Origin of the sequence: Sulfurifustis variabilis, assembly GCF_002355415.1 — a bacterium.
GTDB classification, from domain to species: Bacteria; Pseudomonadota; Gammaproteobacteria; order Acidiferrobacterales; family Sulfurifustaceae; genus Sulfurifustis; species Sulfurifustis variabilis.
Genome location: NZ_AP014936.1, coordinates 3,839,921 through 3,866,501, shown reverse-complemented (window position 1 = coordinate 3,866,501; position 26,581 = coordinate 3,839,921). Strand labels below are relative to the sequence as shown.

The window sequence follows — 26,581 nt, the reverse complement described above, 5'->3', positions numbered from 1 at the left end:
AGCGGTGCAAGTTGGGCGGAGTTACATCACGATAGCCGAGGATCGCTGCAAAAGCCAGTTGCCGCTACCTTTTCCCCGTCGAAACCGGGGAAAAGGCCTCGGTTAAGGCTTTTTCGAGCTCCTCGCGGTCGTAGGCCCCGAGCTTCCGGCTTGCGATCCGGCCGTCCGGCCGGATGATCACGCTATAAGGCAAAGACCCGACGCGGTTCCCGTAAGCGTCCATAAGGTTCATGGCCGCGGCGCTGCCGACCAGCACCGGATAGTTGATTTTCATGTCCCGGGCGTACGCCACAACCGCTTTCGGCGAATCGATCGCGACGCCGATGACCTGTACGCCGCGCCCGCCCAGGCGGGACTGCGCGTCGATGAACAGCGGAATCTCCTCCCGGCAGGGCGGACACCACGTCGCCCAGAAATTGAGCAGCACGGTCTTTCCTTTCCACTCGCCGAGTTGACGCGCGCGTCCCTCGAGATCGGGCAGACTGAAGTTCAGCGCGGCCGGTCCGGCGCCTTCGCCCGGGCGACGCAGCTCGGTCGCGAGCCAGAACCCCGCGACCAGCGCGGCCGCGCCGACCAGGACCAGGCCGATACTCTGCGCGTGGCGCTTCACGGCGCGGGCGCGCCTCGTCAGACGCGCCCGAGCAGCGCGAGCAGCTCGTCGGCGTTCTTGTAGCCGTAGGTGCGGAGCTCCTTGCGCTCCTCGCCGTCCGGCCCGAAGAACAGCATCGCCGGCGGCCCGAAGACACCGAAGCGCTGCTTCATCGCCCGCACGGCGGGATCGTTCGGATCCGTCACGTCGGCCTGAAGGGCGACGAAGCGGGTCGAAAACGCCTCGCGCACGCGGGCATCGAGGAAAGTCGATTTCTCCATGCGAACGCAGTCGGTGCACCAGGTGGCGTAGTAGTCGAGCACGGCCCCCTTGCCCGCGGACCGAGCCTCGACCAGGCCTGCCTCCAGCTCGTCGACCGTGCGCACGCTCCGGAAGAGGGGCTGAGCGGGCGCGGGGCCCGTTCCGGCGACGCTCTGGCCGTACAGCGCGACGGGTAGCGGGTAGAGGATGTCGCGGTTGCCGGCCATGCCTCCGATCAGCGCGAGCACGCCCCACACCAGGAGCAGCGTCCCCACCCCCTTCCAGAGGTACTGCAGGCCGGTCGCGTCCTTCGGCAGGCTCTGGGTGGCCCCGAGGTAGACCGCCACCACGATGAAAAGGGCCGCCCACAGGAACAGGACCGGCACCTCGGGAATGAAGCCGAGAAGGTAGATCGCGACGGCGATGAGAAGCACGCCGAACGCCTGCTTCACCTTGTTCATCCATGGACCGGCTTTCGGCAGCAGGAAGCCCGCGCCGACCCCGATGCCGATCAGGATCACGCCCATGCCGAGCGCCATCGCGAACATGATGAGACCGCCGAGCAGCGGGTCGCGGTTGGCGATCGCCACGCCGAGCGCCGATATGAAGAGCGGCGAGACGCAGGCGCCGACAATCAGCGCGGACAGCAGACCCATCCCGAAGAGACCGAAGAATGCGCCGCCTTTGAGGTGCTTGAAGCGGGAGTGCACGTGGTGCGAGTGGTGATGCAGATGGCTCTGAATGAAGGAAGGCATCTGCAGCTCGTAGAAGCCGAACATCGAGAGCGACAACACCAGGAAGAGCGCGGCGAAGGTGCCGAGTATCCACGGGTTCTGGAAGTAGGCCTGCAGCTGCTCGCCGGTCGCTCCCGCGATGACGCCGGCCGTCGTGTAGGTCACCGCCGTCCCGAGCACGTAGGCGAGCGAGAGCATCCCGCCCTCGAGCTTGGTGATGTTGCGGTTGGCTGCGGACCCCACGATGACGCTGGAGAGAATCGGAATCATCGGCAGCACGCAGGGCGTGAAGGTCAGCAGCAGTCCGACTCCGAACGCGGCGAGCATCGCGAGCAGGTACTTGCTCACCGGCGTGCCGGGAGCCCCGGGCATGTCGCTCGCGGCGGACGTCGCCGGTGTCGCCGCCAGCGCGCCGCCCGAAGCCGCGCCGAGCGGCGCGACCGCGATCGTCCCGCTGACCGCGCTCAACTGGAACTGTTTCGTGGCGGGCGGGTAACAGATCGCCACACCCTTCTCCGAGCACCCCTGGTAGCCGACCTTGAGCACGGCCGGCGCGCCCTGGGCGAGCCCGGCCACCGGCAGGCGGACCTCGAATCCGTCGTAGTACACCTGCATCTCGCCGAAAAACTCGTCGTTCTTCGTCTTGCCCTTGGGCAGCTCGTAGCCGCCGAGCCGGGCACCGGCCACCTCGAAGCTGGTCTTGTCGCGATAGAGGTAGCAGCAGTCGGCGATCGTGAAGCGCGCGCGCAGTGTCTGCGAGTCGATCGGAGCGACGTCGACCAGAAAGGCCTTTTCCGGGTCGACGACTTCCGGCTGGCCGCTGTTTACATCGAGTGTCCGGCTGAGCTCCTTGAGCGAGCGGACGCCCGACAGCGACGTCGCCGTGGCCGGCCTCGCGGCCGCCGGGAGGGCGACATCCACCTCCTTCGTGATGGGCGGGTAGCACACGCCGACCGGCTCGTTGCATCCCTGCGCGGTGATGCGCAGCCGCGCGGTCATGCCGCCCGCGCCCTCCACCGGAAGTCGCACCGAGACACCCTTCGTGTAGATCTCGGTCGCGCCGAAGAACGGGTCCTCCTTGCGCTTTCCCGACGGCATCACCGGTTCGCCGAGCTTCATGCGCTCGTCGAGCGACTCGAACTTGAACTTGTCGCGATAAAGGTAGTAGCCGGGGGCGATGCGCCAGCTCGCCTCGACGGTCGAGGCATCGACCGCCCGAGTCGTGAGCGCGAACGCCTGATCGGGCTCGAGCAGCTCGTCTTCACCGGCCGCGGCCGCGAGGCCGGAGACCAGCAGAAGCAGCAGGGGTAGGCGCTTGATCATGGAGTACCGTCCGGGTTGTCGAGCCAGGCGAGGTATGCGGGCAGCCCGGCGACGATTGGGACCGTTATGACCTCGGGAAGTTCGTAGGGATGGAGCGCACGGATCCGGCGTTCGACCGCGGGGTAGTCCGCCGTCCTCGTCTTGATGATCAGCAGGTGCTCTGTGGCGGTCTGGGTCTTTCCCTTCCAGCGATATACCGACTGCATGGCGGGCAGCAGGTTGACGCAGGCGGCCAGGCGCTCCTCGACCAGGGCATGCGCGATGCGTTCGGCCGTTTCGCGATCCGGTACGGTCGTGAGGGCGATCTGATGCGCGGACGGAGCCAGCGGCTACTCCCTCGCCCCGGCCTGCCTGAGCAGGCGGACGATCTCGTGGTGCTCGCGGGTCTGGGCGAAGGAAAGCGCCGTCAGACCGTCCCGCCCGCGGACATGGGGGTCGGCGCCCGCAGCGAGGAGCGCCTCCACGACGGCGGCGTGGCCGCTCGTGGCCGCAGCACGCAACGGCGTCACGTTGAACTCGCTCGCCGCATTCACGTCGGCGCCCCTCGCAAGAAGCGCTTCGACGACGAAGACGTCGTCGTTCCAGGCCGCGTACTTCAGGGCGGTGTCGCCTTCCCGATCGCGGAGATCCGGATCGGCGCCCTTCGCGAGCAGCAGCTCGACCACCTCGAGATGACCGCGCCCGGCCGCAAGCATGAGCGCGGTCTGCCCGCGCGGGTTGGCGGCGTCGACCCGCGCTCCCGTCTCCAGCAGCCGAAGCACAGTTGCGGCCGATCCGTTTTCGGCCGCTTGGAGCAAATCGCCATCGAACCCACCGCGCGTCGCCGGCGGCAGGAGAAACAGCAGGGGGACCAGGAAATAGGATGCGGTCTTCATCTACGGAGAAAGACGGCCCGGAGGGCGCGATTATTCTAGCGGAATCGGGCATTTAACTCGCCCCTTCGGCCCTTGGCCCGTACCCGGTTCGGCGGCGGCGCATCGCGCCGCTTGACACCTCGGGGCTCGAAATTATCATTAGCACTCACCTAAACGGAGTGCTAACAATTCCTCGTGGATTTTATCCATAAGGATGCGATAGCCAGTTTTCACGCGTCGTGCGACGCAACTCCATGACAAATCAGGAGGAAATTCATCCATGACGGCCCAAGCCAACGTCGCAAAGAAAGGAGATACACAAGTGAAGATTCGTCCACTCCACGACCGGGTGATCGTCCGCCGGCTCGAAGAAGAACGCCGTTCCGCCGGCGGCATCGTGATCCCCGACACCGCCAAGGAAAAGCCGATCCAGGGCGAGGTCATCGCCGTTGGCAACGGCAAGATCCTGGAGGACGGCAAGGTCAAGCCGCTCGACGTGAAGGTCGGAGACAAGATCCTTTTCGGGAAGTATTCCGGTACCGAGGTGAAGATCGGTTCCGACGAGTTCCTCGTCATGCGCGAGGAAGACATCATGGGAATCATCGAAGGCTAACCGCCGCAAACCGATAGAACAGACGGAGAAATTGAACAATGGCTGCTAAAGACGTCGTATTCGGCGATTACGCCCGCCAGCGGATGCTCCGCGGCGTGAACATCCTGGCCGACGCGGTCAAGGTGACGCTCGGTCCCAAGGGCCGCAACGTGGTGCTCGACAAGGCCTTCGGCGCGCCCACCGTCACGAAGGACGGCGTGTCGGTCGCGAAGGAGATCGAGCTCAAGGACAAGTACGAGAACATGGGCGCACAGATGGTGAAGGAGGTTGCGAGCAAGACCTCCGACGTCGCCGGTGACGGCACCACGACGGCGACCGTGCTGGCGCAGGCCATGCTGCGCGAAGGTCTGAAGAGCGTCGCGGCCGGCATGAACCCGATGGACCTCAAGCGCGGCGTCGACAAGGCCGTGATCGCCGCAGTGGAGGCCATGAAGAAGATCTCGAAGCCCTGTTCGGATCAGAAGGAGATCGCGCAGGTCGGCACCATCTCGGCGAACGGCGACGAGTCGATCGGCACGATCATCGCCGAGGCGATGCAGAAGGTCGGCAAGGAAGGCGTGATCACGGTGGAGGAGGGCTCGGGCCTCGAGAACGAGCTCGACATCGTCGAGGGCATGCAGTTCGACCGCGGCTACCTTTCGCCGTACTTCATCAACAAGCAGGACACGATGAGCGCCGAGCTCGACAATCCGCTCATCCTGATCACCGACAAGAAGATCTCGAGCATCCGTGACATGCTCCCGATCCTCGAGGGCGTGGCGAAGCAGGGCCGGCCGCTCCTGATCGTCGCCGAGGACGTCGAGGGCGAGGCGCTCGCGACCCTGGTGGTCAACAACATCCGCGGCATTCTGAAGGTGTGCGCGGTCAAGGCGCCGGGCTTCGGCGACCGGCGCAAGGCCATGCTGCAGGACATCGCCATCCTCACCGGCGGTACCGTGATCTCGGAAGAGGTCGGCATGAACCTCGAGAGCGCGCAGGTCGACGCGCTGGGTAACGCCAAGCGCGTGGTGATCGAGAAGGAGAACACCACGATCATCGACGGCGCCGGCAAGAAGTCCGACATCGAAGGCCGTATCAAGCAGATCCGCGCCCAGATCGACGAGGCGACCAGCGACTACGACAAGGAGAAGCTGCAGGAACGGCTCGCGAAGCTCGCGGGCGGCGTTGCGGTGATCAAGGTCGGCGCGGCCACCGAGGTCGAGATGAAGGAAAAGAAGGCGCGCGTCGAGGACGCCCTGCACGCGACCCGCGCGGCCGTCGAGGAAGGCATCGTCCCCGGCGGCGGTGTGGCGCTCGTGCGCGCGGTCAGCGCCATCAAGGCGCAGAAGCTCAAGGGCGAGAACCACGACCAGGACGTCGGCATCCAGATCGCGCTGCGCGCGATGGAGGAGCCGATGCGCCAGATCGTGGAGAACGCCGGCATCGAGGGTTCGGTCGTGTACCACAAGGTCGCGGACAGCAAGGAGGCGAACTATGGCTACAACGCCGCGACCGGCGAGTACGGCGACATGTTCAAGATGGGCATCCTCGACCCGACGAAGGTGACCCGCACGGCGCTGCAGAACGCGTCGTCGATCGCCGGCCTCATGATCACCACCGAGGCGATGGTCGCCGAGCTCCCGAAGGAAGAGGAGAAGATGCCCGGCGGCGGTGGCATGGGCGGCATGGAAGGCATGATGTAAGCCTGCGGTCCAAGGCGGTAACGAGAAAGGCCCCGGAAACGGGGCCTTTCTTTTTGTCTCGCGTGCTGTTTCCCGGAAACGCGTCCTTTCTCCTTGTCGTGCCGCTATCGCTTGCGAACGAGCATCACGCCGTCGCGCAAGGGAACGAGCACATGCGCCACGCGGTCGTCCTCGCGCACATGCCGGTTGAAGGCGTCCACGGCACGGGCGGACGGTCGCTGCGGATCGAGGACGTCGCCCGACCACAGCGTATTGTCCGCGACGAGCAGGCCGCCGGCGGACAGACGCGGGAGTATCGCGTCGTAGTATTCGAGATAGCCTTCCTTGTCCGCGTCGATGAAGGCCATGTCGAACCGATCGTCCGGAGGCAGTCCACGGAGCGTCTCGCGGGCGGCGCCGAGGCGGAGCTCGATCCGGCGGCCGTGCGGGCTGCGCTCGAAAAAGCGCCGGGCGATCGCGGCCCGGTCGGGGTCGATCTCGCACGTGAGGAGCGTCCCGTCCGCCGGGAGGGCTTCGGCCATGGCGAGCGCGGAATAACCGGTGAAGGTGCCGACCTCGAGCACGCGCCGTGCGCCGGAGAGCCGGACCAGCATCTGCAGAAAGGCCGCTTCCAGCGGCCCGATCAGCATCTGCGCATCTGCGCAGTTCCGGGTAGTGTAGGCTTGCAGTTCGACGAGCAGCGCCGAAGGCGCGGAGGAATGCGCGGTGCAGTACGCCTCGATTTCAGGCGGAACAATGGGTTGCACGGACCGCTCCCTGTCGGGGGTTCGCCGCATTATTGCCGATCGCGGGCCTGTCTCCACGCGCTATGTCGGTCGTGCCGGCTGAAGCCCTTACTTCGGGTCTGGGCGTGCTGCCCGCACCCCTCCGCGAGGCGGTGAAGCAGCGTCTGCAGGCGCTCGGGGAAGCGCTTCCGCCCCTCCGCGATCCGCTCGCGCTCGACTGGCTCGGGCGTCTCGCCCGTGTCTTTGCGGCGAGCGAGTTCGCGGCGCAGGCCGCGACCCGCGACCCGGCCGCCGTCCGCGACCTTCTCGCCAGCGGTGATCTTTACCGGCGCTACGCTCCGGGCAGCCTCGCCGCCCGTGTCCGCGACGCCGTCGCCGAGGCGGAGGACGAGGCGGCGCTCAAGCACCGGCTGCGCGTTCTGCGCCGGCGGGAATACCTGCGGCTGGTCTGGCGCGACGTGGGCGGGGCCGCCGACCTGAGCGAGGTGACCGCCACGCTATCGGAACTCGCCGACGCCTGTCTCGCGTCCGCCCTCGACTGGCTGGCCCGGCGGGCCGCCGAGGTATACGGGGAGCCGCGCGCGGCAGACGGCGGTGCGATGGGGCTCGTCGTGCTCGGTCTCGGCAAGCTCGGCGGCTACGAGCTCAACTTCTCCTCGGATGTCGACATCGTCTTCGCGTATCCCGAGGACGGCGAGACCGGTGGACCCCGCACGATCAGCCACCACGAGTTCTTCCTGAAGCTTGCGCAATCGCTCATCAACGCGCTGCACGAGCCGACTGCCGACGGCTTCGTCTTCCGCGTCGACACGCGCCTGCGTCCCTTCGGCGCAAGCGGTCCGCTCGTGCTGTCGTTCGACGCCATGGAGCACTACTACCAGACGCACGGGCGCGAATGGGAGCGCTATGCCTTCATCAAGGCGCGCGCCTGCGCCGGGGACCGGGCGGCGGGCGAAGAGCTGCTCGCCCGCCTGAAGCCCTTCGTCTACCGCCGTTACCTCGACTACGGTGCGCTCGACGCGATCCGCGGGATGAAGGCGATGATCGAGCGCGAGGTGGAGCGCCGTGCGATGGCCGGCAACCTCAAGCTCGGCCCGGGAGGAATCCGGGAGATCGAGTTCATCGCCCAGACGCACCAGCTCATTCGCGGCGGTCGGGAGCGCCCCTTGCAGGAGCGCGCGACGCTCGATCTGCTGCCCCGGCTTGCGCGCGCCGGCTATCTGCCCCAGGCGGTGGCGGACGAGCTTCGAGAGGCGTACATCTTCCTGCGCACAAGCGAGCACCGGTTGCAGCAGGTGGCGGACCGCCAGGTGCATACGCTGCCGAGCGAGCCGCTCGAGCGCGAACGGCTCGCCTTCGCGACGGGTTTCGCCGACTGGACGGCGTACGCCGCCGTGCTCGAGGCGCACCGCGCGCGGGTTCACCAGCACTTCACGGCCCTGCTCGGCGGCGAGCCGGCCGCGCGGCCCGCGGACGAGGGGCGCGGGCTCGTGCCCGTCTGGCTCGGGCAGATCGAGCCCGAGCGCGCGGCGCCGATCCTCGAGCAGGCCGGCTACGGCGATCCGTCCGCGGTGCTCGCTCTCCTCAAGGGGTTGCGCGAGGGACCGGTTTACCGCGGTTTCTCGACCGAAGGGCGTGCGCGCCTCGACCGGTTGCTGCCGCTCCTCCTGCTCGACGCCGCCGCCACGCGGGAACCGGGCGTCGCGCTCGCGCGCGCGATCCAGATCATCGAGTCCATAGGCCGGCGATCGGCGTATCTTTCTCTTCTTATCGAGAACGGGACCGCCCGCGCGCAGCTGGTGAACCTCGCGGCCGCGAGCCCCTGGATCGCCGCCTGGATCAGCCGCCATCCGGTCCTGCTCGACGAGCTGCTCGATCCGCGCGAGTTCTACGCGCTCGCCGACCGCGCCGCGCTCGAGGCGGATCTCACCGACCAGCTGGCGGCGCTGCCCGAGGACGACCTCGAAGCGCAGATGGAGCGGCTTCGTGAGTTCAAGAACGCCGAACTCCTGCGCGTGGCCGCCGCCGACATCGGCCCGGGCCTCGCCCCCGAGCGCGTCGGTGCGCAGCTCGCGACCCTCGCCGAAGTCGTGCTTGCGGCCGCGCTCGCCATCGCGCAGCGCGACCTCGAGCGTCGGCACGGCGCGCCCGGCGGGCGCGAGCCGCCGCCCGGTTTCGCCGTGATCGGTTACGGCAAGCTCGGCAGCCACGAGCTGGGCTATGCCTCCGATCTTGACATGATCTTCCTGTACGAGGAGGCCGAAGGCGCGACCACGACCGGGGCGCGCGCGATTCCGAATGAGCTCTACTTCGCGCGCCTCGGCCAGCGGCTCATTCACATCCTCACGACGCGCACGCCGGCTGGCGTGCTCTACGAGGTCGACATGCGGCTGCGGCCGTCCGGCAAGGCGGGGCCGTTGGTCACGAGCCTGCCGGCCTTTCGCCGCTACCAATCCAAGGAAGCGTGGACCTGGGAGCACCAGGCGCTGGTGCGCGCGCGGCCCGTTGCAGGCAGCGCCGCGGTGGCGGCCGCCTTCGAGGCGGCGCGACGAGAGATCCTGTGCCGGTCACGTGACCCGGACGCGCTGCGCCGCGAGGTGCGCGAGATGCGCGCGCGGATCGCCGAGAGCCACGCGCAGCCGCACGAGGGCTTCGACGTAAAGTACGACCGCGGCGGTATCGTAGACATTGAATTTATGGTGCAATACTGGGCCCTGCGGTGGGCGCACGACCATCCGGACGTCGCCCGCCACACGGACAACATCAATATCCTGGAAACGCTCGCGCGCCTCGGCCTGGTCGAGGACGAGCGGGCGCGGTTGCTAGCCAGCGCCTATCGCCGCTGCCTGTCGGCGGAGCACCGACTGAAGCTCATGGAGCGCGGGGCCTGCGTGCCTCTCGCCGAGCTCGAGGGGCTGCCCGAGGCCGTGGCCGGGATCTGGAACGAGACTTTCGAGCGGGAGTAGAAGCGTTATGTCCATGGCCGACCGCGACGGCGTCATCTGGTATGACGGCCGACTCGTGCCCTGGCGCGAAGCCACGACGCACGTCCTCAGCCACACCCTGCATTACGGCATGGGCGTGTTCGAAGGCGTGCGCGCCTACAAGACCGCGCGCGGCACGGCGATCTTTCGTCTGCGCGAGCACACCGACCGGTTGTGGCGCTCGGCGCACATCCTCGGCATGAAAATTCCGTACGAGAAGGAAGCGCTCAATCGTGCGATTCTCAGCGCGGTACGCGAGAACCGGCTCGAGTCCGCGTACATCCGCCCGATGTGCTTCTACGGCAGCGAGAGCATGGGGTTGCATGCCAAGGGTCTGGAGGTCCACGTGGTCGTCGCCGCCTGGGCCTGGGGGTCGTATCTCGGCGAGGACGGAATCGTGAACGGGATCCGCGTGCGCACCTCGTCGTTCAACCGGCACCACGTGAACGTCTCGATGTGCCGCGCGAAGGCGAACGGCCACTACATCAACTCGATGCTCGCGGTGCAGGAGGCGGTCGCCTGCGGGGCCGACGAGGCGCTGCTGCTGGACACCGAAGGTTACGTGTCGGAAGGCAGCGGCGAGAACATCTTCATCGTGCGCGACGGCACGCTCGCGACGCCCGATCTCACCTCGGCGCTCGACGGCATCACGCGCGATACCGTGATGCGCCTCGCCGCCGAGCTCGGCATACCGGTGCAGGTGCGGCGGATCACGCGCGACGAGGTGTACGTCGCGGACGAAGCCTTTTTCACCGGCACGGCCGCCGAGGTCACGCCGATTCGCGAGCTCGACGGCCGGCCGATCGGCAGCGGCACGCGCGGCCCGATCACCGAGGCGCTGCAGTCGCTCTATTTCGACCAGGTGCACGGCCGGCGGGACGCGCACCCGGAATGGCTCACGTTGGTCGCATGAGGGAGGAGAGGTGACTCGCGACACGCACTCGCATGCCACCGGCGTCGAACGCGGCCTGATCGAGCCGAACGCCCAGAACCGTTACGAGGTCAGCCGCGCCGATCTCCCGTTGCACTGTCCGATGAAGGGCATGAGCCTCTGGAACTCGCACCCCCGCGTTTACCTCCCGATCGAGGAGAGCGGCGAAGAGCGCTGTCCGTACTGCGGCGCGGTGTACGTGCTTATCGACTAGTGGAGCGGGCTCGCTGAATGCGCGCTCTGCGCGTGTCAAAGAGCCAAGCCTGGCGGCAGACGGTTTTCCTCGCCGAGGGCAAAGCTCAAGTGTCCGCCGGCCCAGGATCGAGGATCACGCTGCAGGCAGCTCGTTTGCGTCCTCGAGCCGACGCGGCTCACTCAGGACCACGAGCTCCGGCCGGAGACACCGTTCCGCAATCGCTCTGATCTCTTCCTCCTCCTTCGCATAGTGCGCATCGATGCGCTCCCGCATCCCGCCTTTGACCAGAAGGTCCCAATCCTTGTAAATGAGCCGATCGAAGCCGTATTGAATGAACGTACGTCTGGCGCGCCGCAGCTTGCGGCGGATCCAGCTGAAACGCCTCGGAGGAAGACGGCCCGTATCGCCTGGTCCCGGCGCGGGCCATGGCCGGCGCACACCGGGATGGAAGAGATAAATGGCGAGGGCCGAGTAACTGCGGTTCTGCGATCGCTCGCGCGGCAGGTCCGGAAGCCGTGGGAGCCCGAGCACGTCGGCGAGGCGTTGCTTGACCGCGCTGCCCCGCTTGCTCAGGTCCTCCTGGCGGAAAAGAAACACGCGTTCCTCGCCGTAAGCCTCGGCATAGGCGCGATAGATATCGAGGAACCGCAATGTCAGAGCTTCAATGTTGCGACTGCCGTAGACCCGACGGTCTATGCGCGGCCGAAACTCGCCATCGTAGAAGTTAAGGAAAACCTCGATCGGCACCGCGCGTCCCCTCACCAGGTGCTGTCGGTAAGCGGACTGGAGCCAGTCCGACTGCTTGCGCACAAAGAACACAATCCGGGCCTCCGGAAACAGCTCCCGGACGAGCGCGAGATTCTGTCGGTAGTCCTGATGGCTGCTGTACATGTCCCCGGAGATATGGGGTTCGGATATCACGAGTGTTCGTTGATCGTCGCTGGCGCGCCATGTCGCCACCGCCTCTCGCACCGCCGCCGAGCTCGCTGCGGAGCGTGTCGCCTTTTGAATCGGCACAAGCACTTCGTCCGGATTGACGTTGAAGCGCGCCGGATCGAGCTGCCGGAAGACCATGCGCTGCAGAAAGCGCGTGCCGGTTTTGTGCAGCCCTATATGAATGACGACGTTGCGCGACATGGTGGCTCGGCGACGATGGGAAGGAGAATGGAAGAGAGCATGACAGCGGTAGGCGATGCTATTCGAAACTGTACCGGAACGCCTCTATGTCCGGCAGAAAGCGCTTTGCCACGAGATCGGCGGTGACCTCGTCATAGTATCTGCGGTAATCGTCACGGTCCTTCGCCTGCCGCTTGTGCGGCAGCGGCCTTTGGGCGATTCCCAGCCGGTCGCACACCCGGGCGAAATCCTCTTCCAGGCGCTCGTAACGGCCGATGAAATCCACGATGATGCGGCCGGACAGGTCCTTCACGTAGTCCGACTGCATCTCGATCGACGTATCGAGGTGGTATTCATACGATCGCTCGGGGTCGAGCTTGAAGCGCACGAAGTCGCTGAAGTCCTTTACGTGTGCGACGAGGTGCGGCCGCTCGCGCTTCAGGTGGTGGTACGAGCTGACCTGGAGATCCCACGGATTGCGCACGAACGCGAACTTGAAGAGCCGGGTGAATACCTCGTGCGGCAACATCTCCTTGGCTGCGATGATTTTCGCGTGGCGCGGAAACTTGGTGACGGTGCGGTGTCCGCTGAGGTGGCTCAGGCGCCGGCAGGGGTACGCAAGCCAAAAGAGCGGGTCGCGCCACAGAAGCGGCGCAAGCGCCGCCCGCACGCTCGTGCCTCCCGTCTTGGCGATGTGGACGAAGAGGAACTGGTGGCGATGCGAGAGGAGCATTTTGTCTTATGCGCTCGTCGATTCAACGGAGGGGGGCGGACCGATAGCGAGCGCTTCCAGGTAGCCTCGAGTGCTCGCCTCGAGCGAGTAGGGCCGGGCGGCCTGCATGAGGGCGTCGCGGGGAAGGGGGTTCGCCAGAGTCTCGAGCATGGCCCGCGCGAGCGCGTCCCCATCACCCGTGGGCACAAGTTTGCCGTAGCGACCCCCCGCGAGTATTTCCCGCGGTCCGCTCGGACAATCGGTCGAGACCACGGGTATGCCGAGCGCCAGAGCTTCGGTGAGCACGTTTGGGGACCCCTCCCAAACCGAAGAGAGCACGAACAACGAGGCGTGCGCGACGTAGGCGTACGGATTGGCCTGGAAACCCGGGAGCGCCACATCCTCGGCAACGCCGAGTTGCTTCGCGAGCGCGAGCAGATCGTCTCGCTGGCCGCCGTCTCCCAGGATCATGAGCCGGCAGGGTCGCTCCGCCCGCACCTGCGCAAAGGCGCGGATCAAGGTCGGGAAATCCTTTTGCCGCGTGAGCCGCCCGGCGCTCAGGACCAGCGGGACGGAGGGCTCCGAGAACCACGGATGCGCCGGCGCTTCCCGGGCGAGGCGCTCGAGCCGCGGCGTCCACACCGGATTGGGCACAACGCGCACACGATCCGGCGCAAGCTGCGCAAGATGCACGATGTCGTCGGCCACGCCCTGCGAGACGGCAACGATCAGATCGGCGCCCGGATAAAAGAGCCGCATGCCCGCACGCCAGACTGCGAGCCGCCAGGCGCCTCGCCCGGCCAGCGCAGCGGAGACCGTGGTTCCGATCCGACCGACGAGCCGCAGCGGCACGCGCGCGAGGACTCGGGCCACGACTGCTACCCGGATCGCCCGGTCCTTGGCAGCGAGCAGTACCGAGGGACGCTCGCGCCGCAGATACCGCGCGAGCGGCAGCAGGCTAGTGAAGGTGTGACGTGCGTTCAAGTTGACGATTCGAACGGAAGCCGGCAGGTCGGTGACATGCGCGCTGTCGGCCCGTACGAGTACGAGATCGAGGCGGCGCACCCGCTCTGCCAGTCCGGCGCACAGATTGAGAATCATTCGCTCCACGCCTCCCTCGCCTGAGAAGGAGACAAAGATCGCAAGGTGTTCCGGCCGTGCAGCATCGGCGGCACCAGCGAGCGGCACATCCGATGTCGCTGGACTGACGGCCGTTTGGGCTGGTCCCCCTCTCTTGCTGCAAGCGTTCATGAGGCAAGCGTCGACTTTCGCGAATGGCCGATCAAGTACCGAATCCAGCCGCGGAGTTTAGCACCGGCGTTTGCGCCGCGGTGCAGGCCGCAATCAACCCAGGTCCAGTGCGCGAAGATACTCGTCCGCAACCTGCGCAACACGGTACCGGCTGGCTGCCGCTTGCAGGGTCGCGCGTTTCGGCGGATCTGCCAACGTCGCCTTGATCGCCTCGGCCATCGCGACAGGATCTCCGACCGGTACCAGCCGTCCGTGGCGGCCGTTCTCCAGGATTTCGCGCGGACCGCTCGGGCAATCCGTCGCAACTACCGGTATGCCGACGGCCAACGCCTCCGCAACCACGTTCGCGAACCCCTCAAAACGCGAGGAACTGGCAAAGACACTGCACCGGCTCATGTAGGCGTACGGGTTGGCGACGAAGCCGGGCAGAGAGAGATCGTCGCCGTACCCGAGGCCGGTCCCGAGCGAGACCAGCATATCGCGCTGCTTTCCGCGACCAAGAATGAGCAGGCGGCAGCGTCGCTCCTGCCGCACGAGCGCAACCGCCCGGACGAGCGTTTCGAAATCCTTGCGGGCGCCGAGCTCGCCAACTCCCAAAACGATCGGGACAGCCGGATCCGCAAACCACGCATGCGCGGCCGGCTGAGCGAGCAGCTTTTCGAGCTCGGGTGTGACGACCGGGTTGGGGACGACGGATATCTTGTCGCGCGGCATCCTCCCGAGTGCCGCGAGGTCGTCGGCGACTCCGCGCGACGGCACGAGGATCACGTCCGCCCAGGGATAAAAGCGCCGGATGGAGAAGGTCTGGATTGTCCGATCCAACCAGCCGCGCTCCGCCAGATTGGTGGAGACGTGAATTCCGAGGCGTACGGCGATGCGGGTGGGCGCGCCGGCGAAACGTCGGGCCAGGAGTGCCAAGCGATTCACCTTGTCCTTGTCGCTGAGCAGCATCGGCGGCGGTTCGCGGCGCAGGTAGCGCACCAACGCGGGAAAGCACGTGTTGACGTGAGAAGCGCCAAGATCAATGACGCGCACGCGGGACGGCAGGTCTTCGAGCAGGGGACCATGCCCGCGAACGTTCAGGAGATCCACCGCGACGCCCCGCGCTGCAAAAACCGGAATCAGGTTCTTGAGATTACGGTCTACGCCGCTGTGGCCCGACGTGGCGGCGAACACCGCGAGGCGGCCTTTGCGAGTCACCGGGAGGCAATGCGGCGGGTGCCGGGACCGAGCGGCACGAGCCCGGGCGGACGACCGACAGCGCGGGTTTTGGGCACCCGAGCGGAGTGCACGATCAAGATGGCTCGGGCCATAGCAGCTTCCGAATGAAGCGAGGAATGAACCTTCGCCTCCACTCCTTGAGGGCGAACTCGCGATCGCCAGGCGTTCTGTAGGCATGCGGGAAAGGCATCTGCGGCAGGGGCATCTCGAGAAACGCCGCGAGTTTGTCCCAGCCGTCGCCCGCCTCCCAGCAAACCTCCAGAAAGTCCCTGGGCCGATCTTTGAAGTACGCGTGCACTTCGTCGATGTGCTGAAGATAGCGCTGCCGCACCTTCGCCGAATCGAAATGATCGGGCTCGAGCCCGTATATCCGCCAGATGCGCGTACGATCCGCTCGCCGGCGGGCATGCGTTTCAAGGCTGCGAAGCCATGTCTCCGGATCCTTGCGCACGGTGAGGATGAACTTCGAGCCCGGATAACGCGCATCGATCTCGCGATAGAGCACGGGCCACGGCCAATCGTCGAAGCTGTCGTGCGCTTCCAACGCTTCGTTGATCGGGCGCAAGTCGCCACGCGCGTAAGCGTCGTAGAGACGTTTGTCCCATGTCTTGTGCCGAAAGCCGAACTGGCGCAGGCAGGTGGCCAGCGTCGACGTGCCCGTTTTTCCGAAACCGATGCCGACCACTTTCATCCGAGCGGTTCCCGGTGAGACTAGAGTCCGTGTGCGCGCATCCGCGAGAAGCAACTAGTCGCTGCTCAGACCGAGCGCACGAAGGTAGGCGGTTGCGCTGCGTTGGAGCGTGTAGCGCTGCGCCGCCGCTTGCAGCTGTCTGCGGTCGGGTGGCCGTTCCAGCGTCGTCGTCATGGCCGCCGCGAGCGCGTCGGCATCGCCGACCGGGACAAGCGGCCCATGGTGACCATTTTCCAGTATCTCGCGAGGCCCGTCCGGACAATCGGTCGAAACGAGCGGGGTGCCGAGCGCGAGCGCTTCGGTCAGGCTGTTGGGTGATCCCTCCCATGCGGACGAGAGCGCGAATAACGCCGCGCGGGAGAGATACGCATACGGGTTCTTCACGAAACCGGGAAACCGGACGTCTTCGGCGATTCCAAGCTCCGTCGCCTGCCGCAGCAGAGATTCCCGCTCCTTGCCTTCCCCGAGAACGATCAGCCGGCAACGGCGTTTGCGCCGCAAGATCGCGAAGGCACGGAGCAGGGTGGGAAAATCCTTTTGTGGCTCGAGCCGCCCCATGCCGACGATCACGGGCGGCTCGCCGGAGGCAAACCAGGGATCGTCCAGAGGCTCGGCCGCCATCCGCTCGAGCTCCGGGGTGACGGTCGGATTGGGAGCGACGTCGATATGGCGCAACGGAATGCCGATCAGCCGGGAAAGGTCCGCCGCCACCCCGTGCGACACGGCGATAATGCCGTCGTTGTGCGGGTAGTACTTCTTCAGAAGGTGGAGGTGGCGAGCGTGTTTCTGCGGCTTCAGCGCAGCGAGCTCGCGCGACATGTTGGTGTTGACGGTGACGAACATCCGCGTCCTGGCGCGTGTCAGGGTGCGGGCGCGAAGCGACAGGACATTCACGCGAACCCGCTGGGCCAGCATCACGCGTGGCCGCGCGCGGAGCAGGTACAGGGCGATGGCGGGAATACCTGTGACGGCGTTCGAGGTGCCGACGTGAACGACCCGTATCTCCGGGCTGACCAGGTTCATGTACGGGCTGTCGCGATCCGCTAGAAGCAGTTCCACGCGATGACCCTGCCGGGCCATCTCGTTTATCAGGTGCACGCGCATCTTGCCGACGCCCCCGTGGAACAGCGACGCGACGAAAACCGCGAGATCCGGCTGACGCCTCATGTGGCCGCGCCGGCCGCTGCGAAACCCATTGCTTCCAGATAGACGGACGCGCTCCGTTCGACTGTGTAACGTTGCGCCGCCGCCTGTCGCGCAGCGCGTTCGGTCGGGTGTTCAAGTGTAGCCGTCATCGCCGCCGCGAGCGCTTCACTGTCGCCGACGGGTACAAGGGGGCCGTGACGGCCTGCTTCCAGGATTTCGTACGGGCCGTTGGGGCAGTCGGTCGAAACCACGGGCACCCCGACTGCGAGCGCCTCGGTCAGGGCGTTGGGCAGGCCCTCGCGGGTCGAGGAGAGTACAAACACGCTCGCGCGCGCCATATAGGCGTACGGGTTGTCCACGAAGCCGGGCAGCTGTGCATCGTCGGCCAGTCCCAGCTTTGCGGAGAGCGCCAGCAGCTTCGGTCGCTCGGGTCCTTCGCCCAGTATGACCAATCGGCAGTGACGGGTGGCACGAACTTTGGCAAAGGCGTGCAGCAGGTTCGCGAAATCCTTCTCGGGCACGAGCCTGCCCACACCCAGGAACACCGGAACCTCTCCCGATGTGAACCACGGGTGATCGAGCGGCATTTTGGCCGCCTCATAAATCGCCGGCGTCACTGTCGGATTCGGGGCGACACGAATGCGCTCGGGCGGCCAGCCGAGCAGTCGGGCAACGTCATCGGCCACGCCTCGCGACACGGCGATGATGCCGTCGTTGCGCGGGAAGTACTTCCGCAGCTGTGCCAGCCCTTTCTCTCTCTTGCGCCCTCCCACGGCGTCGAGTTTGCTCGTCAGATTCACGTTCACGGTCAGGAACATTCGGGTCCCGGATCGAGCAAGAGTTCGTGCCCGCAAGGCCAGCACGTTCACCCGCGTGCGCTGAGACAACATCACGCGGGGACGCGTACTCCACAGGTAACGAGCGAGTGCCGGAACGCCGGTCAGCGCATGCGTCGTCCCGATCGGCACCACGCGGATGGCGGGACTCAGCTGCTTCATGTAGGGACTGTCGCTCCTGGCAGTCACCAGATCGACCGTGTACCCGCGGCGCACGATCTCGTTCATGAGACGCACTCGCATCTTCCCGACGCCTCCGTCGTAAAGCGATGCCACCAGTACGGCAAGATCCGGGCGATTCGTCATCGGGAGGGAAGCGTGGTGACAAAGAAGCGTGGTGACAAAAAAGTCGCCGGGTCGGCCGGCCATGGGCGTGAACGGGACCGGGTATGTTAATGGGAAGAGGGCAGAGAGACAATTTTCCCGCCCGCCTCGGCCCTCAAATCCTGTTCCACCAACGCAGGCGGGTGCGATCGCGCAACCAGTGTAGCGCGCCCGCGGGAAGCGCGCCCAACCATACCAATCGGTGCTTGACCTCGGCCGCCTGACGGCCGACCCCTATCCCGCTGTGCAGTGAGTAGCGGACGTACTGCCTGTGCTGGCGCAGAAGCCGCCTCAATCGAGTGTAGCGATCGTTCAGAGTGATCTCTTCGAGATAGAAAAGACGCTGCCCCTTGGGGTATAGCATCCGGTACTTGAAGCGGTTGGCCGTGATCCCGCCGGCTGCGTGCCGGTTGATCTGCAGCAACTCATTGGTAAAGCGGATTTTGTAGCGGTGCGCCATGCGCCGCAGGATCAGTGTGGAGCGCAAACGCCGCTCCCCGTCGATACGCGGGAAGGGAAACTCCCGCAGTACCTCGGTGCGCAAGCACTCGCGCCTTTCCCCGTTCATGCGGCAGCGGGTGAATATCTCGAGGTAGTCGGAATCGATGACGTCCTCGGGATAGCGATCGCCCGACACACTTCCGTCCTCGTTGAGGCACATGCCGGCCACGCCGGCGAACTCTGGCTTCCGGTCGTCCGGGATCGCATCCCAGTGCGTTTTGATGCGTTCCAACGCCTCGGGAAGTATCATGTCGTCCGAATCGAGCCGCATGAACAGTCGCCCGCGGGCGTTGGCGATCGCCGTATTGTGGGAGGCGTGCATGCCCTGGTTTTCCTGCCAGATGTAGCGGATGGGAAACGATGCGTTCGCGCTCCATGTCTGCACGAGTTCGCGAGTCCGGTCGGTCGAACCGTCGTCGACAATCAGCACTTCGAAATCGCGAGTGGTCAGCCGCTCGACGCTTTCAAGCGCCTGCGGCAGGATGTGGGCACGGTTGTAGGTCGGGATGAAAATGGTGAAGGAGCAGTCCCGGGGAGCCGAACCGGCTGGTGCTGAGTGGTCTTCGGGCATGTTTCCTGGGAGGAGGGTCGAGCGGGCGATGTTAACGGACGCGGCTCCTCGCCGACAACGCCGTCGTCAGCGCAACGGCTTCGTGAATCGTGCATTCCGACAGGCCCCGCCTGCCGTTTCCCGATCGGCCGCCCCACCCCCGCTCGATCTCAGCCGTGTTATGAGGCATCCTCCGTTTCCCGCCGGCCGACTCTGCCGGCATCCGGTTGAGTAGGACGCAGGTTGGCGTGAACCACACGATCGATCGGTGCGCGTGACCTGAATTTCGCAGCGCAGACTCTCGTTTGATCCATATCCGCTCTTTCGACCGACTGCTTTCCCGTTCGCAACCGCCCATGCCGGCCAGCGAGCGACTGGGGATCGTCGGGCTGTACGCCTTTGCCATCGGCGGCTTCTTCAGTACGACGCTCGCGGGCATTGGCCTGTTTTCCATGGTATGTGCGTTCGTCCTGAGCCCGCCCCTCCGGGCAGGGTCGCTGTGGCGGGATCCCATGGTGCGCCTGCTCGGGCTGTTCCTGATTTATATCGCCCTGCGGACCGCCTGGGCCATCTACGAGTTCCCGGAAACAGCCAGCGAACAGCTGGATCTCGCGGCGACCTGGACAGGCGTCTGGCTTTTCGTTTTCGTCGCACGATGGCTGGATGCGCGGGCCATTCCCGCGCTCGCCGGCGTCGCACTCATCGGTTTCCTTCTGGGCGCGGCCCGAAGGCAGGACTGGACCGAGCTGTCCCTGCTGATCGAAGGCATGCGGGCGGGCTTCGGCTACGGAATTCCACAGGCCGGCCTGTTCAGTGCGGTAGCGGCGGTCGGCCTCGCGTGCTTTGCTCCGCGGTTCCTCGGGGGTTACCGGCCGCGCTGGGCGGCGCTCGCGCGGCTCGTGCTCTGGGTCGGCATCCTTGCGCTCGTTATCCAGATGCTGTTGATTACCCAATCGCGAATCAGTTGGATCGCCGTGGTGGTCATCGGCTCGGTGACGGCCCTGCTGACGATTTCGCAAGCCTACAAAAAGGGGTTTCCTGTCTCACGCGCCCGGACTTTGCTGGCTCTGGCGGTCGTCGGCGGTTCCATAATCTTCGTCCTGTTCGTGAACCGGGACGTCATCGGGCTTCGATATACGCAGTATCTACACAGCGCGGAAGCCCTGAGCCGTACCTCGGATCACGCGCACGACGTGGCGGACGACCCCGTCGAGATACGCGTGGAGCTCCTGCGACACGGGATCGAGCGCTGGCGTGAACGCCCATTGTTCGGTTGGGGCCCCGGAACCCGCGTGGCACCGACCATCAAGTCGGTGCCGGAAGGCATCGGGCACTTGCACAACACGTATCTTGAGATTCTTGTCAGGTTGGGATTGCTCGGTATGGCGATCTTCGGCGCAGCGCTGTGGCTGATGGGGCGAAGTGCTTGGCACGCGGTTCGCGCAGGGAGACTGGCGACCGACTCGTTCGTCTTTATAGCCGCTGCCTTCGCTGTTGCCGCGATCTGGGCTACGGCCAACTTCCGGCCGACCAGTGAGGTGCGCTTTCTCATCATCCTGCTGAGCGCCATGGCGTACAGCACCGCTTGGTCCGGGCGGCAGGCGAGCGGTAAACCTGGCGCGCCGCCGCAATCCGAGTCTTGATATCATCAGCGTTCGAAGGGGGCCGGCTCTCGTGGTTCCCATGGATCCACAGTTGAAGCTTCCAAAGAAATTTCGCCGACGCTTGCGCGCCATTGCACGGTGGCTGCAAGGCAAGGGCGTCCTCTATACGCGCGATCTGTACCGGCCGGTCGAGTGGCACGGCTCGGAAAGGTGCGGCTGGGCGATCAGCCCGGAGGGCGTCACGGGGGACAGCATCGTCTATTCGCTTGGAATTGGCGATGACGTGTCCTTCGATCTGTCGCTGATCGAACGGTACGGCGTGCGCGTGTACGCCTTCGATCCGACCCCTGAAACGGCTGAATGGATCGCCCGGCAGTCTCTGCCCGGGCGCTTTCGTTACCAGCCGGTGGCGATCTCCGACAAAGACGGAACTGTCGATTTTTTCGCTCCCGTACCCGGCAGCAAATGCAGCACGCTGCAGGCGCGCATTCCGGGTCAGACACCCTCACACCGAGTTGCCGCTCGTCGGCTGAGGAGCGTTATGCGAGAGCTCGGCCACGACCGGATCGATATCCTCAAGATGGACATCGAAGGAGCGGAGTACGATGTGTTGCAGGACTTACTCGAGGAACGTATTCCGGTCCGTCAGTTGCTGGTCGAGTTTCACCACCGCTTTCCCACCATCGGTGCCCGCAAGACGAAAGAGGCCGTTCGTTTGCTCAGGGCTCACGGTTTTCGGATTTCCTGGATATCGGCCACCTGCAACGAGTACTCGTTCTGGAACATCAGCAACTAAACTCGGGCCGCACCAATTCCTCGGCTCCCGCGGGCACGCCGTCAATACTGATTATCCGCCTGAGCGCAATCGGCGACGTGATTATGGCCTCGCCGCTGATCGCGGCACTGCGGGCCAGGTACCCTACGGCGCATCTCGCCTGGCTCGTCCAGCCCGAGGCCGCCGCCTTGTTGCAGGCCAATACGGCGCTCGACGAGGTGATCGTCTGGCCGCGCGGGGAATGGCGGCGGTTGCTGCGAGGCGGGCGTTGGTGGAGTTTGCTCCGCGAGGCGATGTCCTTCATCGGGGGGTTGCGTAAGGAGCGATTCGATCTCGCGCTCGATCTTCAGGGCCTGATGAAGAGTGGCGTCTGGGCTCGGCTCAGCGGGGCACGCGAGCGGGTGGGTCTTGGCTCGAAGGAGGGGAGTCGTGTGTTCATGACCCGCGTGATTGATAAGCCGGAGGGTGAGACGCGGATTGGGGCCGAGTACCGCCATCTTGCAGAGGTGCTCGGGCTTGCGGCCGAACCTTACGAGATGCACGTCGCGCTGAGCGAGGCGGATCGCGATTTCGCCCGGCGTTTCATCGAGAAGCACTCGCTCGGAGCAGGCTATGCGGTGATCTGTCCGTTCACAACCCGTCCACAGAAGCATTGGCTCGACGCCTCGTGGGCTGCTCTCGCAGGGCGACTGCAGGATGAGCTCGGATTGAAGGTCGTCATGCTCGGCGGTCCGGGTGACCGCACGGCCGCGGACGCGATTACTCGCTCCGCGAAATTCGTTCTCGACGCAACCGGCCGGACGACCCTGCGCGAGGCGGCGGCGCTGATCGAGCGCGCGCGCCTGCTCGTCGGCGTCGACACCGGCCTCATGCATATGGGCACCGCCTTCGGCACTCCGACCATCGCCCTCTTCGGTTCGACCTGCCCGTATCGGGTGACCGACTCTGACAAGACGGTTGTACTTTACAAGGCCCTGCCCTGTTCCCCCTGCCACCGCAGCCCGACGTGCGGCGGCGCCTACACCTGCATGCGGGAGATCGTACCCGAAGAGGTCCTCGCGATCGCACGTCAGCTGCTCGTGCGCGCATGATGACGATCGTACACGTGGAGACCGGCCGCCACCTCTACGGCGGTCCCCTGCAGGTCTACTATCTCCTGCGCGGCCTGAAGACACGCGGTGTGCGCAACATCCTCGTCTGCCCGGAGGGCAGCGCGATCGCGCAGGCGGCCGCCGAGGTGGCGGAGGTGCGGGCGTTGCCGATGCGAGGAGACCTCGACCTCGGCTTCATGGTTCGACTTCGGCGGCTGTTACGCACGGAAAAACCGGCCCTGTTGCACCTCCACAGCCGGCGGGGCTCGGACGTGCTCGGCGGGATCGCCGGCCGGCTGGCCCAGGTCCGGTGCGTGCTCACGCGGCGGGTCGACAATCCGGAGCCGCGAATGCTCGTGCGGCTCAAGTACGACCTGTATGACCGGGTCATCACCATCTCGGAAGGGATTCAAAAGGTCCTGCTGGGCGAAGGCGTCCCCCTCGCGAAGCTACAGACGGCACGCGATGCCGTCGACACCGAAAGATTTCGTCCCGGCTGCCGATGGCCCGACTGGCGCCAGGCGTTCAACCTGGCGCCCGATTCGCCCGTCGTCGGCATGGCGGCGCAGATGATCGAGCGCAAGGGCCATCGCTATCTGCTGGAAGCGGCACCGCACGTGCTCACGGCCATTCCTTCGACACGCTTTCTGATTTTCGGTCGCGGCCCGCTCGAGTCGCGGCTGCGCGAGGAAGTGACGCGGCGCGGCCTGACGGAACAGATCCGCTTCGTGGGATTTCGCGAGGATCTCGACCGTCTGCTGCCCTGCCTCGATCTGCTCGTCCACCCGGCGACCCTCGAAGGACTGGGCGTGATCCTCCTGCAGGCCGCCGCCTGCCAGTTGCCCATCGTCGCCGCGGCGGCGGGCGGCATCCCAGAGGTCGTGCGCGATGGGGTGAACGGCCGCCTCGTTGCGCCCGGTGACGCGCGGGCGCTTGCGAAAGCGATGCTCGAGCTCCTGCACGATACCGGGCGCCGCCGGCGCATGGGCGCGGCCGGGCGTCGCATCGTCGAGGAGGAGTTCTCGATCGACGCCATGGTCGAGGGGAACTTGCGGGTGTATCGGGGGTTGCTGGCATCGACCAACTTCGATTGAGGACGCAAAAGCACTCGGCCGGAGATCGGGGGGAGGGTACCCACCCGTCGACTGATCGGCTGCAGCGCATCGCCGTAGCGAACGGCCACACACCTGACGCGCGCTGCACCGCAGACCTCGGGGTGTCCGAAGGTTCTGGTGGAGGGGGAGTTACCCATTAACGAACGCTCGCCCAAGGTGCCGGGAAGGCCCCGCTGATATTCGGTGAATCCCGGTACGGGATTTCTCGAATACGAGTTCTTCATCGCCGGCATCCGAGCGCCGGTCTCAAATCGACCTCCATCAAGCGGGACCCGGCGCTCGACGACACCAGCCGAAGACCGCTGTCTATCTATCCCCAGCCGCTTTAGGGAACGTCCTTATGGGCTTGAGCAGCGTTGCGGGACAAAGTGGCGGCGGATGACCTTTGTTCCATCCATGCTTGAGAGCGGATGCCGAGCAACGACCGATGCTGGTAAGTCCGCAGTTCTCCGCCGACGCGGATGACAGGCGAATGGTGCGGCAGTGTTCAGGGATGAATGCAGAGGACTAGTGCCCGACGACATGTTCGCCACTGCCCGGCAACCGCTCGCGCCCGCATGATCCCGTTCACCGTCGTGCATGTCGAAAGCGGCCGCCACCTCTACGGCGGTCCCCTGCAGGTCTACTATCTCCTGCGCGGCCTGAAGACACGCGGTGTGCGCAACATCCTCGTCTGCCCGGAGGGCAGCGCGATCGCGCAGGCGGCCGCCGAGGTGGCGGAGGTGCGGGCGTTGCCGATGCGAGGAGACCTCGATGTTGGCTTTATCGGTCGCCTGCGGGCCGTGCTGCGCGCCGAGCATGCGACGCTCGTGCACCTTCACAGCCGCCGGGGTGCCGACGTGCTCGGCGGGATCGCCGGCCGGCTGGCCCAGGTCCGGTGCGTGCTCACGCGGCGGGTCGACAATCCGGAGCCGCGAATGCTCGTGCGGCTCAAGTACGACCTGTATGACCACGTCGTCACGGTCTCGGAAGCGGTTCGCAGGGTCCTTCTGAGCGAAGGCGTGCGCGGGACCAAAGTGCAGACCGTGCACAGTTCGATCGACACCGAAAGATTTCGTCCCGGCTGCCGATGGCCCGACTGGCGCCAGGCGTTCAACCTGGCGCCCGATTCGCCCGTCGTCGGCATGGCGGCGCAGATGATCGAGCGCAAGGGCCATCGCTATCTGCTGGAAGCGGCACCGCACGTGCTCACGGCCATTCCTTCGACACGCTTTCTGATTTTCGGTCGCGGCCCGCTCGAGTCGCGGCTGCGCGAGGAAGTGACGCGGCGCGGCCTGACGGAACAGATCCGCTTCGTGGGATTTCGCGAGGATCTCGACCGTCTGCTGCCCTGCCTCGATCTGCTCGTCCACCCGGCGACCCTCGAAGGACTGGGCGTGATCCTCCTGCAGGCCGCCGCCTGCCAGTTGCCCATCGTCGCCGCGGCGGCGGGCGGCATCCCAGAGGTCGTGCGCGATGGGGTGAACGGCCGCCTCGTTGCGCCCGGTGACGCGCGGGCGCTTGCGAAAGCGATGCTCGAGCTCCTGCACGATACCGGGCGCCGCCGGCGCATGGGCGCGGCCGGGCGTCGCATCGTCGAGGAGGAGTTCTCGATCGACGCCATGGTCGAGGGGAACTTGCGGGTGTATCGGGGGTTGGCCGAACGGCGGCGCGCGGCGTGATCAAGACGCTTCACGTCATCGGCAGCAAGAGATTCGGAGGTGCCGAGCGTTTTTATCTGCGCCTCATCAAGGCGCTTCACGAGCGTGGCGAGCCGGTTATTGCGCTCGTGCGCCGCGACGGACCTGTCGTGCCGCACGTCCCTCCCGGCATTCCGCTTCTTCACGCCCCGATGCGTACCGTGTGGGACCCGCTTTCACGCTTCCAGGTCTCGCGCCGCGTACGCGAGGTGGCGCCGGCCATCGTGCAGACATACATGGGTCGGGCGACGCGGCTCACGCATGTGAGAGGCAGCGGCATCGTCCACGTTGCACGTCTGGGGGGCTTTTACAAGCTCGATGGCTATCGGCACGCCGATGCGTGGGTCGGCAACAGCAAGGCAATCTGCGGCTACCTGCGCGATAATGGTTTTCCTGCACGGCGGGTATACCACATTCCGAACTTCATTGAGCCGCCCGCGCCGGCGGCTCGCGAGGAGTTGGTGGCGCTTCGCGAGCAGCTCGGCATACCCGGCGATGCACTGGTCACGCTCGGAGTAGGTCGGCTGATCGCGAAAAAAGGGTTCGATGATCTCCTCGCCGCGTTTGCGAAGCTCCCACCGACAGCGGGAGGACGACCTATCGACCTGGTGGTGGTCGGCGATGGCAGCCAGCGCGCATCGCTCGAGACGCAGGCTCGAGCACTCGGGATCGCCGGCCGCGTGCACTGGGCCGGCTGGCAGAACCAGCCGGGACCGTACTATGCGCTGGCCGACGTATTCGTGTGCCCGTCTCGCCACGAGCCGCTCGGCAATGTGATTCTCGAGGCGTGGAGCCACGGAGTCCCCGTGCTGTCCACTGCGACCCACGGGGCGCTTGAGCTCATCGCGGACGGGCGGGACGGGATCCTCACGCCCTGCGAGCAGCCGACACTGCTTGCCGGCGCACTGAAGCGACTGCTCCGAGACGATACGGCCCGGCGGGAACTCGGGGCGGCGGGACGGCGACGTGTCGAGCCGCCCGCTGCGTTGGCTCAGGATCGCGTGGTTGACCGCTATCTTGCGCTGTACCATCGGCTGAAAGAACGCTGAGGGCCGAGCGCCCGATTCGCGGACGTTC

General features: G+C 65.9%; 24 protein-coding genes. 11 read left to right on the top strand and 13 right to left on the bottom strand.

Annotated features, from left to right (window positions below; genetic code table 11):
- Positions 1–64 precede the first annotated feature (64 nt).
- From SVA_RS18795 to SVA_RS18780, 4 genes are read right to left on the bottom strand one after another with little or no spacing between them, the layout of a single operon-like run.
- The gene (locus tag SVA_RS18795; RefSeq protein WP_169924193.1) at positions 65–610 is read right to left on the bottom strand and encodes a TlpA family protein disulfide reductase; all 546 of its coding nucleotides are present in this window, start codon (positions 608–610) and stop codon (positions 65–67) included.
- 17 nt (positions 611–627) lie between these two features.
- The gene (locus SVA_RS18790) at positions 628–2,907 is read right to left on the bottom strand and encodes a protein-disulfide reductase DsbD (RefSeq protein WP_096462670.1); all 2,280 of its coding nucleotides are present in this window, start codon (positions 2,905–2,907) and stop codon (positions 628–630) included.
- A complete protein-coding gene (gene cutA / locus SVA_RS18785) occupies positions 2,904–3,212 on the bottom strand; it encodes a divalent-cation tolerance protein CutA (protein WP_197703486.1) in 309 nt (102 codons plus the stop codon). The genes SVA_RS18790 and cutA overlap by 4 nt, the downstream gene beginning before the upstream one ends.
- A gap of 24 nt (positions 3,213–3,236) precedes the next feature.
- Positions 3,237–3,782: an ankyrin repeat domain-containing protein gene (locus SVA_RS18780; RefSeq protein ID WP_096462668.1), complete on the bottom strand. Its 546-nt coding sequence runs from the start codon at positions 3,780–3,782 to the stop codon at positions 3,237–3,239.
- Positions 3,783–4,083: 301 nt separating this feature from the next.
- On the opposite strand from SVA_RS18780, the gene groES reads away from it, so the two are divergent.
- Positions 4,084–4,374 (top strand): co-chaperone GroES, encoded by a 291-nt coding sequence (gene groES, locus SVA_RS18775; protein ID WP_096462667.1) that lies wholly within the window; start codon positions 4,084–4,086, stop codon positions 4,372–4,374.
- Positions 4,375–4,412: 38 nt separating this feature from the next.
- On the top strand, positions 4,413–6,056 hold the full coding sequence (gene groL, locus SVA_RS18770) for a chaperonin GroEL (protein WP_096462666.1): 1,644 nt from the start codon (positions 4,413–4,415) through the stop codon (positions 6,054–6,056).
- Between the two features lie 104 nt (positions 6,057–6,160).
- On the opposite strand, the gene SVA_RS18765 is transcribed toward groL, so the two are convergent.
- The gene (locus SVA_RS18765) at positions 6,161–6,802 is read right to left on the bottom strand and encodes an O-methyltransferase (protein ID WP_197703292.1); all 642 of its coding nucleotides are present in this window, start codon (positions 6,800–6,802) and stop codon (positions 6,161–6,163) included.
- 104 nt (positions 6,803–6,906) lie between these two features.
- Between SVA_RS18765 and glnE the strand changes: the two genes are divergently transcribed.
- The 3 genes from glnE to SVA_RS20260 are packed head-to-tail and all read left to right on the top strand — an operon-like array spanning position 6,907 to position 10,910.
- Positions 6,907–9,747 carry a bifunctional [glutamate--ammonia ligase]-adenylyl-L-tyrosine phosphorylase/[glutamate--ammonia-ligase] adenylyltransferase gene (gene glnE, locus SVA_RS18760; protein WP_169924192.1) on the top strand — a complete coding sequence of 947 codons (2,841 nt, stop codon included), beginning with the start codon at positions 6,907–6,909 and terminating at the stop codon, positions 9,745–9,747.
- A 7-nt stretch (positions 9,748–9,754) separates the two neighbouring features.
- A complete protein-coding gene (locus tag SVA_RS18755; RefSeq protein ID WP_096462663.1) occupies positions 9,755–10,678 on the top strand; it encodes a branched-chain amino acid transaminase in 924 nt (307 codons plus the stop codon).
- Between the two features lie 55 nt (positions 10,679–10,733).
- On the top strand, positions 10,734–10,910 hold the full coding sequence (locus SVA_RS20260; protein ID WP_420823897.1) for a zinc-finger domain-containing protein: 177 nt from the start codon (positions 10,734–10,736) through the stop codon (positions 10,908–10,910).
- Between the two features lie 114 nt (positions 10,911–11,024).
- Here the strand turns inward: SVA_RS20260 and SVA_RS18745 are convergent, their stop codons facing one another.
- The 8 genes from SVA_RS18745 to SVA_RS18710 all read right to left on the bottom strand — a co-directional run bounded on the left by SVA_RS18745 (position 11,025) and on the right by SVA_RS18710 (position 19,261).
- Positions 11,025–11,966: a hypothetical protein gene (locus SVA_RS18745; RefSeq protein WP_148665561.1), complete on the bottom strand. Its 942-nt coding sequence runs from the start codon at positions 11,964–11,966 to the stop codon at positions 11,025–11,027.
- 121 nt (positions 11,967–12,087) lie between these two features.
- Positions 12,088–12,741, bottom strand: a complete 654-nt coding sequence (locus SVA_RS18740) for a sulfotransferase family 2 domain-containing protein (protein WP_096462661.1) — start codon at positions 12,739–12,741, stop codon at positions 12,088–12,090.
- Between the two features lie 6 nt (positions 12,742–12,747).
- Complete coding sequence (locus SVA_RS18735; RefSeq protein ID WP_197703291.1) at positions 12,748–13,830, bottom strand: glycosyltransferase; 1,083 nt, start codon at positions 13,828–13,830, stop codon at positions 12,748–12,750.
- Positions 13,831–14,064: 234 nt separating this feature from the next.
- The gene (locus tag SVA_RS18730) at positions 14,065–15,171 is read right to left on the bottom strand and encodes a glycosyltransferase (protein ID WP_197703290.1); all 1,107 of its coding nucleotides are present in this window, start codon (positions 15,169–15,171) and stop codon (positions 14,065–14,067) included.
- A 94-nt stretch (positions 15,172–15,265) separates the two neighbouring features.
- On the bottom strand, positions 15,266–15,883 hold the full coding sequence (locus SVA_RS18725; protein ID WP_096462658.1) for a sulfotransferase family protein: 618 nt from the start codon (positions 15,881–15,883) through the stop codon (positions 15,266–15,268).
- A 54-nt stretch (positions 15,884–15,937) separates the two neighbouring features.
- Complete coding sequence (locus SVA_RS18720) at positions 15,938–17,050, bottom strand: glycosyltransferase (RefSeq protein WP_096462657.1); 1,113 nt, start codon at positions 17,048–17,050, stop codon at positions 15,938–15,940.
- Positions 17,047–18,171, bottom strand: a complete 1,125-nt coding sequence (locus tag SVA_RS18715; RefSeq protein WP_269456957.1) for a glycosyltransferase — start codon at positions 18,169–18,171, stop codon at positions 17,047–17,049. The genes SVA_RS18720 and SVA_RS18715 overlap by 4 nt, the downstream gene beginning before the upstream one ends.
- Before the next feature lie 133 nt (positions 18,172–18,304).
- Positions 18,305–19,261 carry a glycosyltransferase family 2 protein gene (locus SVA_RS18710; protein ID WP_096462655.1) on the bottom strand — a complete coding sequence of 319 codons (957 nt, stop codon included), beginning with the start codon at positions 19,259–19,261 and terminating at the stop codon, positions 18,305–18,307.
- A gap of 335 nt (positions 19,262–19,596) precedes the next feature.
- Between SVA_RS18710 and SVA_RS18705 the strand changes: the two genes are divergently transcribed.
- The 6 genes from SVA_RS18705 (at position 19,597) to SVA_RS18680 (ending at position 26,553) form a co-directional block, all read left to right on the top strand.
- Positions 19,597–20,883: an O-antigen ligase family protein gene (locus SVA_RS18705; protein ID WP_096462654.1), complete on the top strand. Its 1,287-nt coding sequence runs from the start codon at positions 19,597–19,599 to the stop codon at positions 20,881–20,883.
- A gap of 52 nt (positions 20,884–20,935) precedes the next feature.
- Positions 20,936–21,640 (top strand): FkbM family methyltransferase, encoded by a 705-nt coding sequence (locus SVA_RS18700; RefSeq protein ID WP_169924189.1) that lies wholly within the window; start codon positions 20,936–20,938, stop codon positions 21,638–21,640.
- 83 nt (positions 21,641–21,723) lie between these two features.
- The gene (locus SVA_RS18695; RefSeq protein ID WP_096462652.1) at positions 21,724–22,710 is read left to right on the top strand and encodes a glycosyltransferase family 9 protein; all 987 of its coding nucleotides are present in this window, start codon (positions 21,724–21,726) and stop codon (positions 22,708–22,710) included.
- Positions 22,707–23,804, top strand: coding sequence for a glycosyltransferase (locus SVA_RS18690; RefSeq protein WP_197703289.1), 1,098 nt, complete (start codon positions 22,707–22,709; stop codon positions 23,802–23,804). Before SVA_RS18695 ends, SVA_RS18690 begins: the two co-directional genes overlap by 4 nt.
- Before the next feature lie 578 nt (positions 23,805–24,382).
- Positions 24,383–25,486: a glycosyltransferase family 4 protein gene (locus tag SVA_RS18685; RefSeq protein ID WP_096462650.1), complete on the top strand. Its 1,104-nt coding sequence runs from the start codon at positions 24,383–24,385 to the stop codon at positions 25,484–25,486.
- The gene (locus tag SVA_RS18680) at positions 25,483–26,553 is read left to right on the top strand and encodes a glycosyltransferase (protein WP_096462649.1); all 1,071 of its coding nucleotides are present in this window, start codon (positions 25,483–25,485) and stop codon (positions 26,551–26,553) included. The genes SVA_RS18685 and SVA_RS18680 overlap by 4 nt, the downstream gene beginning before the upstream one ends.
- Positions 26,554–26,581: the final 28 nt, after the last annotated feature.

Coding starts and splice junctions, on each gene's coding strand:
- SVA_RS18790 (WP_096462670.1), bottom strand. CDS start 2,907: ATGATCAAGCGCCTACCCCTGCTGCTTCTGCTGGTCTCCGGCCTCGCG.
- SVA_RS18780 (WP_096462668.1), bottom strand. CDS start 3,782: ATGAAGACCGCATCCTATTTCCTGGTCCCCCTGCTGTTTCTCCTGCCG.
- groL (WP_096462666.1), top strand. CDS start 4,413: ATGGCTGCTAAAGACGTCGTATTCGGCGATTACGCCCGCCAGCGGATG.
- SVA_RS18755 (WP_096462663.1), top strand. CDS start 9,755: ATGTCCATGGCCGACCGCGACGGCGTCATCTGGTATGACGGCCGACTC.
- SVA_RS18745 (WP_148665561.1), bottom strand. CDS start 11,966: ATGGTCTTCCGGCAGCTCGATCCGGCGCGCTTCAACGTCAATCCGGAC.
- SVA_RS18740 (WP_096462661.1), bottom strand. CDS start 12,741: ATGCTCCTCTCGCATCGCCACCAGTTCCTCTTCGTCCACATCGCCAAG.
- SVA_RS18725 (WP_096462658.1), bottom strand. CDS start 15,883: ATGAAAGTGGTCGGCATCGGTTTCGGAAAAACGGGCACGTCGACGCTG.
- SVA_RS18720 (WP_096462657.1), bottom strand. CDS start 17,050: ATGAGGCGTCAGCCGGATCTCGCGGTTTTCGTCGCGTCGCTGTTCCAC.
- SVA_RS18715 (WP_269456957.1), bottom strand. CDS start 18,171: ATGACGAATCGCCCGGATCTTGCCGTACTGGTGGCATCGCTTTACGAC.
- SVA_RS18710 (WP_096462655.1), bottom strand. CDS start 19,261: ATGCCCGAAGACCACTCAGCACCAGCCGGTTCGGCTCCCCGGGACTGC.
- SVA_RS18705 (WP_096462654.1), top strand. CDS start 19,597: ATGCCGGCCAGCGAGCGACTGGGGATCGTCGGGCTGTACGCCTTTGCC.
- SVA_RS18695 (WP_096462652.1), top strand. CDS start 21,724: ATGGCCTCGCCGCTGATCGCGGCACTGCGGGCCAGGTACCCTACGGCG.
- SVA_RS18690 (WP_197703289.1), top strand. CDS start 22,707: ATGATGACGATCGTACACGTGGAGACCGGCCGCCACCTCTACGGCGGT.
- SVA_RS18685 (WP_096462650.1), top strand. CDS start 24,383: ATGATCCCGTTCACCGTCGTGCATGTCGAAAGCGGCCGCCACCTCTAC.